The following is an 18808-nucleotide window of genomic DNA, read 5'->3' on the forward strand; positions in this document are numbered from 1 at the left end:
GCCGCCCGAGCTGCACATATTCGGCAGGGTCGCTTAACTTAGCGGCATTGGGCTCGACCCGCAACGAAGTCCCAGGCGCAACCTGATCAACACTGCCTAACCGCAGCCGGGCAGGTAAAGCGATGCTGCCTGGCCGCGGCCAGGCAAGCCAGTGAATGCCGCCTGGTTGTCGGCTGATGGGTGGCGGCCTTCTTGGCTGCCGCGTGGACCTTGCGTCGGGTGTGGACAATTCCGCGAAGCCGAAGCCGAAGCCGAAGCCGAAGCCGAAGCCGAAACCGAAGGCCAGGCGGCAGCGGCAATGGCGGCGGGTAATGGCAAGGCGTAAAGGCAACGCCGAGCGGCCCCGAACCGCGATGGCGAAGCACAATCCGCTCTCCCCACTCGAACCGCTGTTGATGGCGAAGCCAGAACCCCATCAACCGCAATGGCGAAGCCGAGCCGAACCTCCCACTACCAACGTCACGATGGCGAAGCCGAGCTCCCAACAATCGCGATGGCGAAGCCGAGCCGGACAGGGCAATGCGTCATCGGGCAAGCGGTAATGGCGGAAGCTGACCAACAAACGGGACCACGCACGATTGCGATTGGGGCTTGACTTTGGGAGCGAGGTGCTATGCTGGTTGGATCGGCCGGGCTCTTATTGCCCGGCTTTTTAAGGCCGATGAGCGCCTCGCAAGGGTCCCGAAGTCAAGCCCCAATCGCAATCGTCGCGAAGCGGCGATGAAATGACCCGGCTCGTCATACGCCCCAAAGCGACCACCAACCCAAGGCGACACGGCATACGGCAGGTGACCACCCCGCTGGAACCCGCGCCGAACCACCCAAGCCGACCCGCGCACGCCCCAAGGCAAGCCGACCCGCACACCACATCATCGCGACCCGCAATCCGGCCCGCACACCCCAACCACAAGCCGACCCTCCGGACCACCGCGAGCCCCCACCGCACCCGGCTCACGACGCGCTGCCGTCGGCGCAAGCAGGTCCTGTCGATCTGCGCCACCGCGCCAGCGTTTCAACCACCCAAAACCAGCCGACCCGTCCACCGAACCACCCGACGAGGTGAGCCGTACTACCCACCGTGCAAGCAACCCCGCCACCCGCCCCGACGTCCCACCACTAGGCACGGGTGACAAAACCCGGGTTGCCCGCACGTCAACACCACCCTTCTGGCAATGTGAGGACCATGAGGCGTCTCGGGGGAGTGCTGGTTGCTGCCGTGTTGTGCGGCACAGCCGCGGCGTGCACGAACGCGCCGCCTCCGCCGTTGGTTCCCAAGTCCGAGGCTCCCGTCATCACCACCACGGGGCCCAAGGTCACCGAGATCGTGGTCGGGGTCGACGACGTGGCGGGTGGTTACAACCCGCACTCGCTCGCCGCGCAGAGTCCGATCACCACGGCGCTGAGTTCGCTGCTGCTGCCGTCGGTGTTCCGGGCCGGGAATGACGGCGCGCCGCAGCTCGACCGGAACCTCATGGTGAGTGCGAAGGTCACCAAGGTCGAGCCGTTCACCGTCACCTACACGATCCGCAAGGACGCCAGCTGGTCTGACAGCGCGCCCATTGCCGCCGAGGACTTCTCGTACCTCTGGCAGCGTATGCGCGTCGAGCCCGGTGTTGTGGATCCTGCGGGTTACCGGCTCATCAACAACATCAGCGCTCGGGAGGGCGGCAAGGTCGTCGAGGTCGCGTTCGGCAAGCCGTTTCCCGGCTGGCGGAGTCTCTTCGCGAACCTGTTGCCCGCTCATCTGCTCAAGGACGCGCCCGGTACCTGGTCGAACGTGCTGGCCACCGGTTTCCCGGCCACTGCCGGGCCGTTCCAGGTGCGCAGCCTGGACGAGCCCCGTGGCGAGGTGGTGCTGGAGCGCAGCGACCGGTACTGGGAGGTGCCGACGACGCTCGACCGGGTCGTCATCCGGCGGGCCACGCACAGCGCCATGGCCGAGTCGCTGTCCAAAGGCGACAACCAGGCGGCTTTGCTGCGGGCGGACGCTGCTGACGTGAACCTGCTCAAGACGATCGAGCAGCTCACCACCAAGCCCGTTCCTCGCAACGAGGTCGTGCAGGTGCTGCTCCGGCCGGTCAGCCCGCAGCTCGCGGACGTCAAGGCTCGGCGGGCGGTCGTGGCGGCACTCGACCGGGACGCGCTGATCGCGTACGGCACGCAGAGCGGGCCCAGTGCGCAGTTCCGGGCCGACTCCTACGTCGTGCCGCCCAGCCGGGCCGGGTACCAGGCGACCATCACGGGCAACACGCTCAACGCGGCGGCTGTCGACCAGCTCCTCACCGAGGCCGGGTACGCGAAGGCCGGCAGCGGGTGGCAGAAGGGCGGCAAGCCGCTCAAGCTGCGGATCGCCGCGCCGGAGAAGGTCGAGCCGTACGTCGGCATCGCGAACCGGATCAAGGCGCAGCTCGCCGAGCGTGGCATCGACTCCGAGGTCGTCACGCCCAACGCGGCGGAGCTGTTCAGCAAGCAGCTGACCGAGAAGGACGTCGACATCGCTGTCGTGCCCCGCGTGGACGCCGGTGACTCGTCGGCGGCGCTGGCCAGCGTGTACGGGTGCGCCGGGACCGTGCAGGACGGGGGCACGCCCAGCCCGCAGAACCCGGCCGGGTTCTGCGACCAGGCGATGCAGAACGACGTCGACGCCGCGTTGAACGGCAAGGCGCTGCTGTCGGACGTGCTGGCACGGGTCGAGCCGCAGATCCAGGCTCAGGCCGTCGCGGTGCCGCTGTTCCAGGTGGTCGATCTTCTCGGGGTGCTCCCCTCCGCGGTGTCGGGTGTCGACACCGGCGCGCCGCTCGCCGGCGTGCTCAGCGGGGCGCCTGAATGGCGGCGTCTGGGCAAGTAGCCAAGGCGTGAGAAACCCGTTGCGCGAGGGGTTCCGGCGTTGCTACTTTCGGCCGCCCTCGTTGACAGAATTTCTCCCGCCCGGTCAACGAACGCTTCCGCCCGGTAATCGGGCCATTGCGGCGTGCTACAACCTGTTTCCATTGGGTCACGATCACCCCATCAGGTAGTGACCACCACCTCAGCGGGTTCATACCGTGCCCCCGATGTGCCGGTTCGGGGCGCGTATGGCACATCTTCGTTTTGGGCGTGCACGCCGACCCGGCCACGGCCGCCCAGTGCTAGGAGGGCACGTGTCAATGAGGAGAACCAAAGCACTTCCGGCGATCGCGCTGGTCGCCAGCGCGTCTCTCGTGCTGGGTGCCTGCGGTGGCGGTGGCGGGAGCAACAACGCCGACGGTGGCGACGCCACCGTGGCGGACATGGCGACCGCTCGCGGTGAGTCCGCGGACGGCTACACCGCGCCGGATACGAAGCAGAGCGACCAGGTCGTCGTCTCGACCGACAAGCCGTTCACCTCGTACAACAACGCGACGGAGGACGCCAACCAGTCCTACAACACGTTCGCGCTGACGCTTGTTCAGCCTGGTGCGCATCTCATCAACGGCAACAACAAGGTCATCCTGAACAAGGACGTGATGGATTCTATCGAGGTCACCTCGAAGTCTCCGCAGGTCGTGACCTGGAAGCTGAAGAAGGGCGTCACCTGGTCTGACGGCGAGGCCTGGGACTGCGACGACTTCTACATGGCGTGGTTCACGCAGAGCAACACCGCCAAGAAGGCCGACGGCAGCAAGTACTTCAAGCCGGCCGGCACCACCGGGTACGACCTGATGACCGGTGAGTGCAAGGACGACCAGACGTTCGTCGGCACCTTCTCGGCGCCGTACCCGGACTACGAGGACATGTTCAACACGGACGTCCTCCCGGCGCACATCCTCGAGAAGCAGACCGGCATCGCCGACGTCACCAAGCTGAACAAGGACGCCGCCGCCGCTGACATCCAGAAGGCTGCTGACTTCTGGAACGAGAAGTGGAACGGCTTCACCAAGGAGCTCATGCCGGGTGCGGGCACGTACGTGCTGACCGGCTTCGAGCCGAACCAGTCGGTGACGCTGGAGCGCAACCCCAAGTGGATCGGCAAGCCCGGTGGTCCCGCGAAGATCATCCTGAAGGCGATCCCGGACCCGGTCGCGCAGGCGCAGGCACTGGAGAACGGTGAGCTCGCCGTCAACTCCTTCGCTCAGCCGGACGCGAACGCGGCCACGAAGCTCAAGGGCCTCAACGCCCAGGGCGTGACGTTCGGCGCAGGCCCCGGCCTGTCGTTCGAGCACCTCGACCTGCAGATGAAGAACCCGGTCCTCGCCAAGGAGGAGATCCGCAAGGCCTTCTTCATGTGCGTGAAGCGCCAGGACATCATCGACAAGCTCATCAGCGAGGTCCAGTCCGACGCCAAGCCGATGGGCAGCCTCATCTTCTTCCCGAAGGACGAGGGCTACAAGGACAACTACGCCGACAAGGCCAAGGGTGACCCGGCCGCGGCGAAGAAGATCCTGAGCGACGCGGGCTGGACGCAGGGTGCCGACGGCGTGTTCGCGAAGGACGGCGTGCGTGCCTCCTTCCGGATCAGCCACACCGACATCCCGCGCCGCAAGCAGACCGTCGAGCTGATCCAGGGCCAGTGCAAGGAAGCCGGCATCGAGGTCAAGGACGACACCGACCCGAACTTCCTCGACGAGCGCGTCTCCGCTGGTGACTACGACGTCGCGCTGTTCGCGTGGTCCGGCTCGCCGTTCAAGGGCGGCAAGAAGTCGATCTACGAGACCGGTGGTGGCCAGAACTGGCAGAACCTGTCCGTGCCGAAGGCCGACGAGGCGATGAAGAAGGCCGTCTCGCAGACTTCGATCTCCGACTCGCTGAAGAACTGGGCGGAGGCGGACGCGGCACTGGCCGACTCGTACGGCTCGCTGCCGCTGTTCCAGATGCCGAACATGTGGGCCTTCAAGGGGCTCGACCGCGTGTACTTCCAGAGCTACTTCGGCGCGCTTTGGGACGCCAACGAGTGGCAGACCAAGTAATTCGCCTTAGCTGAAGTGCGCAACGCCTGACCGGGCGGGGCCGGACCACGAGTCCGGCCCCGCCCGAGCCGGGTTGCCCCCTAGGAGCCCGCCCGTGATCCGCTACATCATCCGGCGCCTGCTGATCTCGATACCCATCCTGCTGATCGGCAGCTTCGCCTGTTACGTCCTCGTCGCCACCGCCGGCAACCCCCTGGCGGAGATGCGATTCCGGCCCGGCGTCACCGAAGCCGACATCAAGGCCGCTGAGATCTCCCTCGGTCTGGACAAGCCCGTCGTCGTCCGCTACTGGAACTGGCTCACCGACTTCCTGAGCGGTGACTGGGGCCAGAGCATCGCCCTCGGCCAGGCCAAGACCGCTGTCTACCCCGCCGTCACAGACGCGCTGTGGACCACCGGTCGGCTCGTCATCGGTGCCGAACTGCTCGCTCTCACACTGGGTGTCTCGGTCGGCGTGCTCGCCGCCGTGCGCCAGTACTCGATCTTCGACTACCTCGCCACCAGCACCGCGTTCCTCATGTTCTCGATGCCGATCTTCTGCGTCGCGGTCATCGTGAAGAACTACGGCATCCAGTTCAACAACGTCCTGGAGTCGATGGGGCTGGACCGCTGGCTCACCACCGCGGGTCCGCGGCCAGGTGGTTTCAGCGGCAGTTTCGGTGAAGTGATCTTCAAGTACACCGGCACGTTCCTGCTGCCGACCGTCGCGCTGATGCTGATCAGCTTCGCCGCGTACAGCCGGTTCGAACGCGCCTCCATGCTGGAGATCCTGCACTCGGACTTCGTGCGCACCGCGCGGGCCAAGGGCATCTCGCAGAGCCGGGTGATCTTCCGTCACGCGTTCCGCAACGCCCTCATCCCCGTCGCCACGCTGTTCTCGCTGAACTTCGGTGCCGTGCTGTCCGGCGCGATCATCACCGAGACCGTGTTCGGCTGGGCCGGCATGGGCACGCTGCTGGTGAACTCCGTGCGGCAGTTCGACCCGCCCATGTTGATGGGCTGGCTGATGGTCACCGCGACCCTGGTCGTGCTGTTCAACCTGATCGCCGACGTCGTGTACGGCATCCTCGACCCTAGGATTCGCCTTGGCTAACATCAACCTGGCGTCCGAGGGCGGCGTGGTCAACAGCGCTCCCCAGTCCGACTCGCACGAGTTCGACGCCACCAAGACCCGCACGCAGGGCCAGCTCGTCCTGCGGCGCTTCCTGCGTCACCGGCTCGCGATGGTGAGCCTCGGCGTCTTCGTCTTCCTCGTCCTCTTCGCGTTCGTGGGCCCGTTCATCTGGACCTACGACTTCGAGGACGTGTCCAGCAAGTCCTACCAGCCGATGAGCGGAACTCACCCGCTCGGCACCACCCAGGTCGGCAAGGACATGCTGGCGCTGCTCATGCGCGGCACCGGCTACTCGCTGCAGATCGCGCTGATCGTGGCCGCGCTGGCCACGGCCATCGGCGTGACCTTCGGTGCCCTGGCCGGATATCTGCGCGGCTTCGTCGACACGGCGCTGATGCGCCTGGTCGACCTGCTGCTGATCATCCCGCAGATCGCGGTCGCCGCGATCGTCGTCAAGGGCTTCTCCGGCAGCTGGTACGTCGTCGCGCTGGTGCTCGCCGCGTTCGCGTGGATGCAGATCGCCCGCATCACGCGCGGTGAGACGCTTTCGCTGGCGCAGCGGGAGTTCATCGAGGCGGCGCGCGCCTGCGGTGCCTCCACTCCGCGCATCATCTTCAAGCACCTCGTGCCGAACATGATCGGCAGCATCACGGTCAACGCCACGCTGGCGATCGCGGCCGCGGTGCTCACCGAGGCCGCGCTGTCGTTCCTGGGACTGGGCGTCCAGCCCCCGGACACCTCGCTCGGCGTGATCGTGCTCGAGAACTACGGGCAGTTCCTGAACCGGCCGTGGCTGTTCTGGGGTCCGTTCATCGTGCTCGTGTCGCTCTCCCTCGCCGTCAACTTCATCGGTGACGGCCTGCGCGACGCGTTCGACCCGAGGCAGACGAAGGTGCGTGCCTGATGACGAGTGTTTCCGAACTGTCGGAGGACTTCCTGCCCTCCAACACCACCGCACCGCTGCTCTCGGTCAAGGACCTGTCGGTCACGTTCCCGACCGACGACGGTGACGTCCGCGCCGTGCGCAACGTCTCGTTCGACCTCAACCCCGGCGACGTGCTGGGCATCGTCGGCGAGTCGGGCTCCGGCAAGTCGGTGTCCTCCATGGCGATCATGGGCCTGCTGCCCAAGAACGCCGTCATCGAAGGCTCGATCCGCTACCGCGGCGAGGAGCTGAACGGCCGCACCTACAAGCAGATGCAGCCGTTCCGCAGCAAGCACATCTCGATGATCTTCCAGGACCCGATGACGTCGCTGAACCCCGTCTACACCGTGGGGTGGCAGCTCGCCGAGACCTACCGCGCGCACCACGACGTCTCGAAGAAGGCGGCGTGGGCGAAGGCGGTCGAGGCGCTGGAGCTGGTGGGCATCCCGCAACCGGACAAGCGTGCGGCCCAGTACCCGCACGAGTTCTCCGGTGGCATGCGGCAGCGCGTGGTCATCGCGATGGCGATCATCAACGACCCCAGCGTGATCATCGCCGACGAGCCGACCACCGCGCTCGACGTGACGGTGCAGGCGCAGATCCTCGACACCATGCTGCGGATCCAGACCGAGACCGACGCGGCGATCGTCATGATCACGCACGACCTCGGCGTGGTCGCGGGCATGGTCAACCGCGTGCAGGTGATGTACGGCGGCACCGTGGTCGAGTCCGGCCCGGTCGACGACGTCTTCGAACGGCCGCGGATGCCTTACACCGTCGGCCTGCTGGGTTCGGTGCCGAACCCGTCCACGCTGGGCAAGAGGCTCACCCCGATCAAGGGCGCGCCGCCCTCGCTGGTGAACCTGCCGACCGGCTGCTCGTTCTCGCCGCGCTGCCCGCTCGTGGCCGACGTGTGCCACGAGTGGGAGCCGGAGCTGGAGGAGACCGGTGCCAACCACAGCACGCGGTGCCACCGCTGGGAGCACCTCGCGACGATCGACCACCCCCAGAGGCTGTTCCTGCACGACGAGATCGGCACCGTGGAGAACCCGGCGGTGTTCGCCGCGGCCAACCCGGACGACTCGCTCGAGGTGACCGCCGTGCACGGCACTCTGATCACGGATGAGGAGGCGAAGTGACCGCTCCGCTGCTGGAGGTCACCGACCTCGTCAAGGAGTTCCCCGTGCGCGGCAAGGGGATCATCCCGCGCAACGTCGGCACGGTGCAGGCCGTGTCCGGCGTGTCGTTCTCGCTGAACCCCGGCGAGACGCTCGGCCTGGTCGGCGAGTCCGGCTGCGGCAAGTCCACGACCGGGCGCGCGATCCTGCAGCTGCACAAGCCGACCTCGGGCTCGGTGAAGTTCGAGGGCCGCGAGCTGACGTCCATGAGCAACAAGCAGCTGCGGCCGCTGCGCAAGGACATCCAGATCGTCTTCCAGGACCCGTACGCGTCGTTGAACCCCAAGTGGCAGGTCAACGACATCATCGCGGAGCCGTTGCAGATCCACGGTGTCGAAGGCGGCGTGCAGCGCAGGGTCAACGAGCTGCTGGAGCTCGTGGGCCTGAACCCCGAGCACCGCAACCGCTACCCGCACGAGTTCTCCGGCGGTCAGCGGCAGCGCATCGGCATCGCCCGCGCGCTGGCGCTGAACCCGCGGTTCATGGTGCTGGACGAGCCGGTGTCCGCTCTGGACGTCTCGGTGCAGGCCGGTGTCGTGAACCTGCTGGAGGAACTGCAGGAACGGCTCGGGCTCGCGTACCTGTTCGTGGCGCACGACCTCTCGGTGGTGCGGCACATCTCGGACCGTGTCGCGGTGATGTACCTCGGCAAGATCATCGAGATGGGCGAGCGCGAGACCATCTACAGCAGGCCGATGCACCCGTACACGCAGGCGCTGCTGTCCGCGGTGCCGATGCCGGACCCCAAGCAGGAGCGCAAGCGCCAGCGGATCGTGCTGACGGGTGACGTGCCGTCGCCGGTCAACCCGCCGTCGGGCTGCCGGTTCCGGACGCGGTGCTGGAAGGCGCAGGACATCTGCGCCACCGAGGAACCGAAGCTGGAACTGCGCGGTGGGCCGGACGGGACGTTGTCCGCGTGCCACTTCGCCGAGGAACGCTCGGTCGTCTGATATTCACGATGAACGGCGCTTTTGTCCACCTCAGGTGAACGAAAGCGCCGTTCATCGTGAAAGCGGCCTCCCGTGGAGGTGCGTTAAACACAGCCTTTACTCTTTTCCGGTGACGCTGACTGCCCCACCACGGTTGCTCTTCGTGCACGCCCACCCGGACGACGAGAGTCTCTGGACCGGCGGCACCATCGCGCGCTACGCCTCGGCCGGCGCGCACGTCACGGTGGTCACCTGCACGCTGGGCGAAGAGGGCGAGATCATCCCGCCCGCGCTGGCGCACCTGGCCGCCGACGCCGCCGACCAGCTGGGCGGGTACCGCGTGGGTGAACTCAGATCGGCCTGCGCCGCACTCGGCGTGACCGACCACAGGTTCCTCGGCGGCATCGGACGCTGGCGCGACTCCGGCATGGTCGACGTGCCGTCCAACGCGCACCCGCGCGCGTTCGTCCAGGGCTCGCTCGACGACCAGACCGCCCAGCTGGTCGACGTCCTGCGCGAGGTCAAGCCTCAGGTCGTCGTGAGCTACGACGCGTTCGGCGGCTACGGCCACCCCGACCACATCCGCGCGCACGAGATCACCATGGCCGCGTGCGCCCAGGTCTCCGACGTCGAGCGGGTCTTCTACGCGGTGACGTCCCGCGACGCCACGAAGGCCGGTGTGGCGGCGCTGGAGAACGTGCCGGAGGCGTTCCGGCTGCCGGAGCCCGGCGAGCTGCCGGTGACGCCGGATGAAGAGATCACAACGGTTGTGGACGTGTCCGAGCACCTGACGGCCAAGCGCCGTGCTTTGCGTGCACACTCGACGCAGGTCAGTGTGTGGGACGACGGGTACGCGTTGTCGAACAACATCGCGCAGCCGCTGGTCGGCGCGGAGTACTACGTGCTGGCGAAGGGGTCGGCGGACGGAGCGTCGACAGACCTGTTCGGAGGACTGGGTGACCGTTAGCTGGCGAGTGTTCTTGCTGCTGCTCCTGTGCGTCGAGGCAGCGGTGCTCGCCGTGCTCGAAACGTTCTTCCTGCCCGTCCGCTTCGACGGCACGCTGCTGCCGCGGCTGGGCGACTTCCCGTTCCCGATCACGATCGCGGTGGCCGTCGTCACGACGCCGGTGCTGGTGCAGTGGGCGGCCACCCTGTCCGGACGGGTCCTGGCCGCCGCGGCGCCGCTGATCGTGTGGTTCTTCACGATCTTCGCGCTCGGCTTCCTCGAGCCCGGCGGCAACGGTCAGTTCCTGGTGGGCGACTGGCGCACGCTGCTGCTGATCGCGGGTGGCGCGCTGCCGGGGGCGATCGCGGTGGGGGCCGTCATGGCGCGCAACGCGGCCAACCGGCCCGGCCTCTACGAGACGGCGGGGATCCAGTAGCGGTAGCGGTGGTGCTCGGTGCAGCCGAGCTCCTCGTACAGCCTGATCGCCGGCTCGTTGTGCTCGGCGACCTGGAGCACGCACGTCGTGGCGCCCTGCTCGAGGCCCCAGCCCGCCAGCTCGCCCATGAGGCGCCGTGCGAGGCCCTGGCGGCGATGTGACGGCCGCACCGCGAGACGGGCCACGTGCAGGACGTCCTCGACGACCGCGCCCCGCACGGCGGCGATCACCCAGTCGTTGTCGGTGATGCTCGCGAAGCACACCGCGGGACCGCTTCCGAGCACGTGTCGTTGGGCGGCGGAAACCTCGGATCCGGCCGTGAGTTCCCACCATCCGGGAAGATCGCGACTCTCCGCTACGCCGTCGGCGAACTTCTCGAGCGGACCGGTCATGACCAGCGACTCCGCGCCGCCGGGATGGTCGAGATCGACGCGCCAGCCCGCGGCCTCGATCGCCCGCTCGTGCGCGGACCCGTTCACGACGTGAGCCGTGGGTTTGATGCCGTGCTCGCGCGCGAACCCTTCTGCGACGGTCAAGGCCTGCTGGATCGGCATTCCGGGATCACCGCAGGTCAGCGTGCTGTTGGCGCGGCCGGTGAAGCCGTCGGCAGCGCGCATCGACCAGTTTCCGAGCGGAACTTCTGCCAGGGCGGGCCATGCTCGCGCGCAGAGCGATTCCAGGTGATCCACGGTGTGCACGCGTTCATCCTCTCCCGAGCACGTCCCAGCAGATGGGGTGACGTGGAACACCGTGCAGCTAAGGCAAGCCTGACCGGGTGATACTCGAACGTGCCGCGTACTCTCCGGCTTGCGCGGTGTGGACCAGAGGAAGTTGGAGAGCGCAGTGACCTATGTGATCGCCCAGCCGTGCGTGGACGTGCTCGACAAGGCGTGCATCGAAGAGTGCCCCGTCGACTGCATCTACGAAGGCGACCGGATGCTCTACATCCACCCCGACGAGTGCGTGGACTGTGGCGCGTGCGAGCCCGTGTGCCCGGTGGAAGCCATCTACTACGAGGACGACGTCCCCGACGAGTGGAAGGAATACACCAAGGCGAACGCGGACTTCTTCAACGAGCTCGGCTCGCCCGGTGGCGCGTCGAAGGTCGGCAAGGTCAGCGCCGACCCCGAGTTCATCAAGGTGCTCGAGCCGCAGGCTGAGGGGCATTGATCATTCAGCCCAAGATCCAGCGCAGGGGGCCGGCACTGCCGGACTTCCCGTGGGACTCGCTGTCCGACCACGCCGCCAAGGCGCGCAAGCACCCCGGTGGCGTGGTCGACCTGTCGGTCGGCACGCCCGTCGACCCGGTCCCCGCGGTGATCCAGTCCGCGCTGTCGTCGGTCGCCGACGTTCCCGGTTACCCGACCACCCACGGCACGCCGGAGCTGCGTGCGGCCTTCGTGGCCGCGGTGGAGCGCCGGTACGGGATCGTCGGGCTGTCCGCGGACGCGGTGCTGCCCACGATCGGCTCCAAGGAGCTCGTGGCGTGGCTGCCGACCCTGCTCGGTGTCGGCCTGGGCGACGTCGTGGCCGTGCCCTCCGTGGCGTACCCGACCTACGAGGTTGGCGCGTTGCTGGCGGGCGCTTCCGTCGTGCGCCTGGCCGACGGTGAGAAGCCTCCGGCCGGCACCCGGCTGGTGTGGCTGAACTCGCCGTCGAACCCGACCGGACGTGTGTTGTCCGCCGCGCAGCTGCGTGACGCGGTTGAGGCGGCCAGGGCTGTTGGCGCCGTGGTGGCGTCGGACGAGTGCTACCTGGCTCTGCCGTGGGACTCCTCGCCCGTGTCGGTGCTGCATCCGTCCGTTGTGGACTCGTTCGACGGTGTGCTCGCCGTGCACTCGCTGTCGAAGTCGTCGTCCCTGGCGGGGTACCGCGCCGGGTTCATCACCGGTGACCCGGAGCTGATCTCGGACCTGCTGGAGCTCCGCAAGCACGCCGGGATGATCGTGCCGCGGCCGGTGCAGGAGGCCATGCGGGCGGCGTTGGAGGACGACGCGCACGTGGCCGAGCAGCGTGCCCGCTACCTCGCCCGGCGCGAGGTGCTGAAGCCCGCGCTGGAGGCGGCCGGGTTCACCGTGTCGCACTCCGAGGCGGGGCTCTACTTGTGGTCGTCACGCGGAGAGGACGCCTGGGAGACGATCTCCTGGCTGGCCGACCGCGGGATCCTGGCCGCTCCCGGCACGTTCTACGGGCCGGCAGGTGCTCAGCACGTGCGGATCGCGTTGACGGCCACGGACGAGCGGATCGCGGCGGCAGCCGAACGACTCAGCGCCTGATCTCAGGGCTTGAGCGCCGACCAGACCCTGCGGGTGAACTGGTTCGGCGGCACCGCGTCCGTGGTGAGCCGCACGCTGGTGCTGATCTCCTCGCCGCTCAGACCGAGGCCGAGCACCAGGTGCCAGTGCAGGTCCCAGAGGTCCTGGAACGCGTCCAGCTCCACGTCCGCGTCCGCGCTGACGTGGAGCACGGCCGGTTCCGCGACCCGCACGACGCGCTCGACCGCCCGCACGTCCCGCGTGTTCGTGCGGAAGCTGAACGCCAGGTCGACAGTCTCGCTGTCGAGCCCGAAGGTCGCGTACGAATGGCATCGGTGGTGCGGCAGCGACAGCGGCTGGTTCGTCTCCAGGTAGAGGTCGCCCTCGAACCGCAGCGTCGGGGAGTGCTGGCTCAGGGTGGCCCTGGCGCTGACGAACTCCCAGCCCGGCATGTCGAGCTTGGGGATCAGCAGCTCCAGGATCTCGCCCCGGCGGGCACTCCGCGTGCGTTCGCCTGAGCGCCACGGGATTTCTCGGCTGTAGGGCTCCTTCTTCGTGACGAAGACGTACGGCGCGTTGTCGGTCTGGAGGCTGAGGACGACGACCGTGCGGCCTCGCGCCCAGTCGAACGCGACGGTCGTGAGCCCCGGTGCGACGCCGTCGAAGTGGCTCTCCACCCTGGGCCACCAGCTCGACAGCTCCTCGGCGGGCGCTCCCTTGACGTAGCGGCCCTTCTCGTCGACACCGACGATCCACATCGCCTCGGAACCGCGGGCGGCGTTGCACAGCGCGGCGATCTGGCGCGCGGCCTTGCCGTGGTCGACCGGCCACTGCGTCTTGAACTCCACGAACGAGTCCTCGGACTGCGCGCCCTGCAGGGCACGCTCGATGGCAGCGCGAGCGTTCAACTCGAGTCGCTGTTTCAGCACGTGCACCTCCTCTGGGCGGTCGTACGGACGGTCATGAAGTTGGCACGGGCCCAGCCTGCCTCAGCAGACCGGGCCCCAGACAGTTTTTATCTCCTAGAAGCGGCTGGTCCTAGAAGCGGCTTGTCGCTGTCAGTCGTTAGCGTGCAAAGCGGCGTTCAGCTCGACGCCGGTGCCCTTGCGCGGCTTGACCTTGACGGTGCCGGTCACGGAGTCCCGGATGAAGAGCAGGTTGGACTGGCCGCTGAGGGTCACGGCCTTGACGACCTCGCCGTCCGGGAGCGTGACCTTGGTGCCCGCGGTGATGTAGAGGCCCGCCTCGACCACGCAGTCGTCGCCGAGGGAGATGCCGAGGCCCGCGTTGGCGCCGAGCAGGCAACGCTCGCCCAGGCTGATGACCTGCTTGCCGCCGCCGGACAGGGTGCCCATGATCGAGGCGCCGCCGCCCACGTCGGAGCCGTCGCCGACCACCACGCCGCCGGAGATCCGGCCCTCGACCATGGAGTTGCCGAGGGTGCCGGCGTTGAAGTTGACGAAGCCCTCGTGCATGACCGTGGTGCCCGGGGCCAGGTGGGCTCCCAGGCGGACTCGGTCTGCGTCGCCGATCCTGACGCCGGTCGGGAGGACGTAGTCGACCATCCTGGGGAACTTGTCCACTCCGTAGACCGTTACCGGGCCCCTGGTGCGGAGCCTTGCCCTGGTCTGTTCGAAGTCTTCTACTGCGCAGGGGCCGTGGTTGGTCCAGACGACGTTGGTCAGGAGGCCGAAGAGGCCGTCCAGGTTGGCGCCGTGAGGCTTGATCAGGCGGTGGCTCAGGAGGTGGAGCCTCAGCCAGACGTCGTAGGTGTCTGCTGGTGCGGCGGTCAGATCGATGGCTACCCGGACGCCTACCACTTCCACGTCGCGCTCCGGGTCCTCGCCCAGCAGCTTGGCGGCGGACTCGCCGAGAGACTCCGCGATCTCCGCTGACGACAGGCGGGTCGTGCCCAAGTCTCCTGCGTCTCCCACGGATGGGGACGGGTACCAGGTGTCGAGGACGGTGCCGTCCGGGGTCACTGTGGCCAGGCCGATGCCGTATGCGGTGCTCACGGGGGTGAGCCTAGTCCTCGGGTTTCCGGGACGCGCCGGTCGCGCGACCCTGTGCCGAAGCAGAGCGTCTCAGCCCCGCCCAGCCATGTTGTTTGGCGGGAAAAGCACGTTCGGGCCATCTATCGGCCCGAACGTGCTTTTCGCGCCAAACAGCAAATGCTCGGTGCCGACTTCTACTAGTCCGGTACGTCTGCGCTGAAGTACAGGCTGCCGAGGTCGCCCCTTGTGGCTATTAGTGCCTCGTTGCACTTCGACTGGCGGGCGTCTGTGCTGGAGACGTTGTCCACCTGCACTTCGCCGCACTTGAGGGCCTCGAAGTCGCCTACTGCCGTCATCAGGCGGGGGAGGACCTCGCTGACGTCCTGCTCTACCTGTTTGCCCTGGAAGGCCTGGTTCAGGTTGCGGGTCATGGTGCTGACCTGGGACACCCAGGCTGCGCAGTCTGCTGGGGTGCCGGTGTGCTGGGAGCCGCAGGGGGCTGTGAAGAGGGTTCGGATTTGGCCGCACTGGCGGTCGCAGGCTGCGTTGGGTTCGCCGCAGGCCGTTGCCATGAGCATCAACGGGATGACCACGAGTGTGCGTTTGAACACGGAGCGCACCGTATCGGCTGAACGGAGTAGGCCCAAGTTGGTTAGTAGGGTTGGGGGGTGTCTGACACCCTTGATCTCTTCGCTGACCCGGTTGAGTTGACGGTTGCGCTCGTCGATGTGCGCAGCGTGTCCGGGGAGGAGGCGGAGATCGCTGATCTCGTCGAACGGTCGTTGAAGGCTCATGCGCCGCATTTGGAGATCACTCGATCGGGGAACGCCGTGTTGGCGCGGACTCGGCTCGGGCGGGAGCGGCGGGTTGTGTTGGCCGGGCATTTGGACACCGTGCCGATCAACCGGAACTTTCCCAGTCGGCGTGAGGGGGATGTCCTGCACGGGTGCGGGACCGTCGACATGAAGGGTGGCGACGCGGTCATGCTCGCGATCGCGGCTCTTAGTGCTGAGGCTCGGCACGATCTGACGTTTGTGTTTTACGACTGCGAGGAGATCGAGGCTGAGCGCAACGGGCTCACTCGGATCGAGCGGGAGGCCGTTGAGTGGTTGACCGGGGACCTGGCCATCGTGTGTGAGCCGTCCAACGGGACGGTTGAGGCCGGGTGTCAGGGGACCATGCGCGTTGAGGTTCGGACTCGGGGGAAGCGAGCGCACACCGCTCGGGCGTGGATGGGGGAGAACGCCATTCACGGGATGGGGGAGGCGTTGCGGCGGCTTGAGGCTTATGTGCCTCGGCAGCCCGAGATCGACGGGTGCCGGTACCACGAAGGGTTGCAGGCGGTGAAGATCAGCGGGGGTGTTGCCGGCAACGTCGTGCCGGACGAGGCTGTGCTGACGGTGAACCACCGGTTTGCGCCTGATCGGTCCGTTGAGCAGGCTGAGCAGCATCTTCGTGAGGTGTTCGAGGGGTTCGAGGTCGTCGTCACGGACTTCTCCGGTGGGGCGTTGCCCGGGTTGCAGGCGCCTGCTGCCCGGGAGCTGGTCGAGGCGGCTGGTGGGGTGCCGGTGGCCAAGCTCGGGTGGACGGACGTTGCCCGGTTCGCGGCGTTGGGGATGCCTGCGGTGAATTTCGGGCCCGGGGATCCGACGTTGGCGCACACGCAGGAAGAGCACGTGCAGGTCCAGCAGATCACCGGGTGTTTCGACGTGCTTAAGCGATTTCTGCTTGCCTGATCACTAATATCTCAGTGATGACGGAAGACAAGAACGGCGTTGTGGACGAGCGTCCTCACGAGAAGGTGCGCGGGCCCGTCGTGTTGCGGCGGGAGCGCAGGGACGAGCTCACCACCACGGATCAGCGCCTGCTCGATTCTCGTGGGCCCTCGGACTGGGTGCACACCGATCCGTGGCGGGTGCTGCGGATTCAGGCGGAGTTCGTCGAAGGTTTCGGTGCGCTGGCCGAGGTTCCCAGTGCGGTGACCGTGTTCGGGTCTGCCCGGACCGGGCGGGACCACCCCGAGTACCAGCTCGGGCGGGATCTCGGTGCGGCGTTGGCGCAGGCCGGGTTCGCGGCGATCACCGGGGGTGGGCCGGGGGCCATGGAGGCCGTCAACCGGGGGTGTTCCGAGGCCGGTGGGTTCTCGATCGGGCTCGGGATCGAGCTGCCGTTCGAGCAGGGGCTCAACCCGTGGGTGGACCTCGGGGTGAACTTCCGCTACTTCTTCGTGCGCAAGACGATGTTCATCAAGTACTCCCAGGCGTTCATCTGCCTGCCGGGTGGCTTCGGCACGCTCGACGAGCTCTTCGAGGCGTTGACGCTCGTGCAGACGAAGAAGGTCACCAAGTTCCCGGTGGTGCTCTTCGGAACGCACTACTGGCAGGGGCTCTACGACTGGATCAAGAACTCGGTGCTGGAAGGCGGCAAGGTCGGGGAGAAGGACCTCGCGCTGCTGCACCTCACCGACGACATCGAGGACGCGGTGCGCGTGGTCAAGGAAGCGCACCAGGCATGGGCGGACGCACACTGATGTATGTCGCTGTCTACTGCGGGAGTCTCGCGACGGTTCCGCAGAGCTACATCGAGCTCGCCGCCGAGGTGGGGCGCCAGATCGCCGCGCGCGGGTGGAACCTCGTGTGGGGTGGCGGGCAGACGTCGATGATGGGTGCGGTGGCGCGGGAGGCTCGCGCTGGTGGGGCGTTCACCTACGGCGTCATCCCGAAGGGGCTGGCCACCAGGGAGATCGCCGACCGCGAGTCGACCGAGCTGCACGTCGTCGACACCATGCGCGAGCGCAAGAAGATGATGGACGACAAGGCCGACGCGTTCCTCACGCTGCCCGGTGGCATTGGGACCGCGGAGGAGTTCTTCGAGGTGTGGACGGCGGGTGTGCTGGGCATGCACGCCAAGCCGGTCGTGCTGCTCGACGTCGACAACCACTACAAGGGACTCGTCGAGTGGCTGAGCGAGTTGCGGGACAAGGGATTCGTGTCCCACGCGGCGCTGAAGTCGCTCGTCGTCACGGACGACGTGTCAGTTGCTCTTGACGCTTGCGTCGTTTAGCCCCTTGGCCTCGGCCAGGATCTGGGCCTCCGGCAGGAGATCCGGCAGCGGGCGGTACGGCGTGGCCGTCACCTCGAACCGCTTGCCGGAGACCACCCTGCCCTGCCAGGAGCCCGCGATCTCGCCGTCGACGAGCACGGCACCGCGCCGGCCGAGGATGCGGAAGATGTCCTTCTGCGCGGCCTTGTCCGGCAGCAGCAGGTCCCGGTCGCGGGCCTGCAGGTACGGGTCGGTCGGGGGCAGCAGGCGCACTGCGGGCGGTTCGGCGTCGGCGATCTCCACGTCCTCCGGCAGCCACGCCTTCTGGCCGTCGACGGTCACTTCTTCGAGGCCGTCCTTCGGCCACTGCTTCTTGACCTCGCGGGTGGTCGTGCCGAAGTAACTGGCCACTTCGGACGGTCCGGCGGGACCGTGCAGGGTCAGGTAGCGGTGGATGAGCTCGTCGAAGCCCGCGGTCCTGCGCGGCACGCCCGGCCAGCCGTGGATGCGCTCGAACGTCACGGTCTTCTCCTCCGGGATGATCCGGAGACCCGCGGGCAGTGCGCCGAGCCGGAAGATCGAGTCGCTCACGTGCTCGGTACCGCAGCCCCGGCACGGCTCGATGGTCTGCTTCGGCGCCAACGGGGTCAGCGCGGTGCTGACGTCGCCCTTGGTCATCGGCTTGGTGACGATCGACCTCATCGCCGTGGCGATGTGCCGCAGGGCGTCGACCATGTCGTCCACCTTGGGACGGGAAGCGCGGGCACGGGCGTCGGCGTCGCTCCACGGCCACAGCGCGCGGGAGAACGCCTTCAGCTCGCCGGCCCGGTGCAGGTGCGGGGCACCGCGCACGGACCAGGTCACGACGAACTCGTCCACCGAGGGCTCTGCGAGCCTGGCGGCGAGACTCAGCAGGGCCGAGCCGGAGGTGTTGTCCTGGACGCCCAGGGAGAACACCGCCAACTCGGCCGCGTCGGAGACTCGCCGGTCCAGCTCGTGCTGATGGATCCGGTGGAGGAGCACCTGCTGCCGGGTGAGGTCCACCCGGACATTCTTACGCCTTC

General features: G+C 67.5%; 19 protein-coding genes. 13 read left to right on the forward strand and 6 right to left on the reverse strand.

What is annotated here, in order from left to right:
- On the reverse strand, positions 1–367 hold a 367-nt coding region (locus tag ACFOWZ_RS00470; protein ID WP_382367037.1), incomplete at its 3' end, for a hypothetical protein.
- A gap of 816 nt (positions 368–1183) precedes the next feature.
- Between ACFOWZ_RS00470 and ACFOWZ_RS00475 the strand changes: the two genes are divergently transcribed.
- The 8 genes from ACFOWZ_RS00475 (at position 1184) to ACFOWZ_RS00510 (ending at position 10453) form a co-directional block, all read left to right on the forward strand.
- On the forward strand, positions 1184–2848 hold the full coding sequence (locus ACFOWZ_RS00475) for an ABC transporter family substrate-binding protein (protein WP_382367039.1): 1665 nt from the start codon (positions 1184–1186) through the stop codon (positions 2846–2848).
- Positions 2849–3146: 298 nt separating this feature from the next.
- A complete protein-coding gene (locus tag ACFOWZ_RS00480) occupies positions 3147–4925 on the forward strand; it encodes an ABC transporter family substrate-binding protein (RefSeq protein WP_382367041.1) in 1779 nt (592 codons plus the stop codon).
- 94 nt (positions 4926–5019) lie between these two features.
- Entirely contained in the window at positions 5020–6018 is a 999-nt protein-coding gene (locus tag ACFOWZ_RS00485; protein WP_382367043.1) for an ABC transporter permease, read from the forward strand.
- Between the two features lies 1 nt (position 6019).
- Positions 6020–6943 carry an ABC transporter permease gene (locus ACFOWZ_RS00490; RefSeq protein WP_372497510.1) on the forward strand — a complete coding sequence of 308 codons (924 nt, stop codon included), beginning with the start codon at positions 6020–6022 and terminating at the stop codon, positions 6941–6943.
- Entirely contained in the window at positions 6943–8103 is a 1161-nt protein-coding gene (locus tag ACFOWZ_RS00495) for an ABC transporter ATP-binding protein (protein ID WP_382367045.1), read from the forward strand. The genes ACFOWZ_RS00490 and ACFOWZ_RS00495 overlap by 1 nt, the downstream gene beginning before the upstream one ends.
- Positions 8100–9092 carry an ABC transporter ATP-binding protein gene (locus ACFOWZ_RS00500; protein ID WP_382367047.1) on the forward strand — a complete coding sequence of 331 codons (993 nt, stop codon included), beginning with the start codon at positions 8100–8102 and terminating at the stop codon, positions 9090–9092. Before ACFOWZ_RS00495 ends, ACFOWZ_RS00500 begins: the two co-directional genes overlap by 4 nt.
- A gap of 109 nt (positions 9093–9201) precedes the next feature.
- Entirely contained in the window at positions 9202–10038 is an 837-nt protein-coding gene (gene mshB / locus ACFOWZ_RS00505) for an N-acetyl-1-D-myo-inositol-2-amino-2-deoxy-alpha-D-glucopyranoside deacetylase (RefSeq protein WP_382367049.1), read from the forward strand.
- Positions 10028–10453, forward strand: a complete 426-nt coding sequence (locus ACFOWZ_RS00510) for a hypothetical protein (protein ID WP_382367051.1) — start codon at positions 10028–10030, stop codon at positions 10451–10453. The genes mshB and ACFOWZ_RS00510 overlap by 11 nt, the downstream gene beginning before the upstream one ends.
- Here the strand turns inward: ACFOWZ_RS00510 and ACFOWZ_RS00515 are convergent.
- Complete coding sequence (locus tag ACFOWZ_RS00515) at positions 10429–11151, reverse strand: GNAT family N-acetyltransferase (protein WP_382367053.1); 723 nt, start codon at positions 11149–11151, stop codon at positions 10429–10431. The two genes, ACFOWZ_RS00510 and ACFOWZ_RS00515, sit on opposite strands and share 25 nt — an antisense overlap.
- A gap of 145 nt (positions 11152–11296) precedes the next feature.
- On the opposite strand from ACFOWZ_RS00515, the gene fdxA reads away from it, so the two are divergent.
- Both fdxA and dapC read left to right on the forward strand, forming a co-directional pair.
- A complete protein-coding gene (gene fdxA, locus ACFOWZ_RS00520) occupies positions 11297–11623 on the forward strand; it encodes a ferredoxin (RefSeq protein ID WP_382367055.1) in 327 nt (108 codons plus the stop codon).
- Positions 11620–12729, forward strand: coding sequence for a succinyldiaminopimelate transaminase (gene dapC, locus ACFOWZ_RS00525; RefSeq protein WP_382367057.1), 1110 nt, complete (start codon positions 11620–11622; stop codon positions 12727–12729). The genes fdxA and dapC overlap by 4 nt, the downstream gene beginning before the upstream one ends.
- A 2-nt stretch (positions 12730–12731) precedes the next feature.
- Here dapC and ACFOWZ_RS00530 read toward each other — a convergent pair whose 3' ends face one another.
- The 3 genes from ACFOWZ_RS00530 to ACFOWZ_RS00540 all read right to left on the reverse strand — a co-directional run bounded on the left by ACFOWZ_RS00530 (position 12732) and on the right by ACFOWZ_RS00540 (position 15133).
- Positions 12732–13637 (reverse strand): hypothetical protein, encoded by a 906-nt coding sequence (locus tag ACFOWZ_RS00530; RefSeq protein WP_382367059.1) that lies wholly within the window; start codon positions 13635–13637, stop codon positions 12732–12734.
- A 129-nt stretch (positions 13638–13766) separates the two neighbouring features.
- Complete coding sequence (gene dapD / locus ACFOWZ_RS00535) at positions 13767–14723, reverse strand: 2,3,4,5-tetrahydropyridine-2,6-dicarboxylate N-succinyltransferase (protein ID WP_382367061.1); 957 nt, start codon at positions 14721–14723, stop codon at positions 13767–13769.
- 176 nt (positions 14724–14899) lie between these two features.
- Positions 14900–15133 (reverse strand): hypothetical protein, encoded by a 234-nt coding sequence (locus tag ACFOWZ_RS00540; protein ID WP_382367063.1) that lies wholly within the window; start codon positions 15131–15133, stop codon positions 14900–14902.
- A 237-nt stretch (positions 15134–15370) separates the two neighbouring features.
- Between ACFOWZ_RS00540 and dapE the strand changes: the two genes are divergently transcribed.
- The 3 genes from dapE to ACFOWZ_RS00555 are packed head-to-tail and all read left to right on the forward strand — an operon-like array spanning position 15371 to position 17765.
- On the forward strand, positions 15371–16438 hold the full coding sequence (gene dapE, locus ACFOWZ_RS00545) for a succinyl-diaminopimelate desuccinylase (protein WP_382367065.1): 1068 nt from the start codon (positions 15371–15373) through the stop codon (positions 16436–16438).
- Between the two features lie 17 nt (positions 16439–16455).
- Entirely contained in the window at positions 16456–17232 is a 777-nt protein-coding gene (locus ACFOWZ_RS00550; RefSeq protein ID WP_382367067.1) for an LOG family protein, read from the forward strand.
- Positions 17214–17765 carry an LOG family protein gene (locus tag ACFOWZ_RS00555; protein ID WP_382367069.1) on the forward strand — a complete coding sequence of 184 codons (552 nt, stop codon included), beginning with the start codon at positions 17214–17216 and terminating at the stop codon, positions 17763–17765. The genes ACFOWZ_RS00550 and ACFOWZ_RS00555 overlap by 19 nt, the downstream gene beginning before the upstream one ends.
- On the opposite strand, the gene ACFOWZ_RS00560 is transcribed toward ACFOWZ_RS00555, so the two are convergent.
- Positions 17736–18788 (reverse strand): winged helix DNA-binding domain-containing protein, encoded by a 1053-nt coding sequence (locus ACFOWZ_RS00560; RefSeq protein ID WP_382367071.1) that lies wholly within the window; start codon positions 18786–18788, stop codon positions 17736–17738. The two genes, ACFOWZ_RS00555 and ACFOWZ_RS00560, sit on opposite strands and share 30 nt — an antisense overlap.
- Positions 18789–18808: the final 20 nt, after the last annotated feature.

The sequence above is a fragment of the Lentzea rhizosphaerae genome (genome assembly GCF_042649515.1).
Classification (GTDB): Bacteria; Actinomycetota; Actinomycetes; order Mycobacteriales; family Pseudonocardiaceae; genus Lentzea; species Lentzea aerocolonigenes.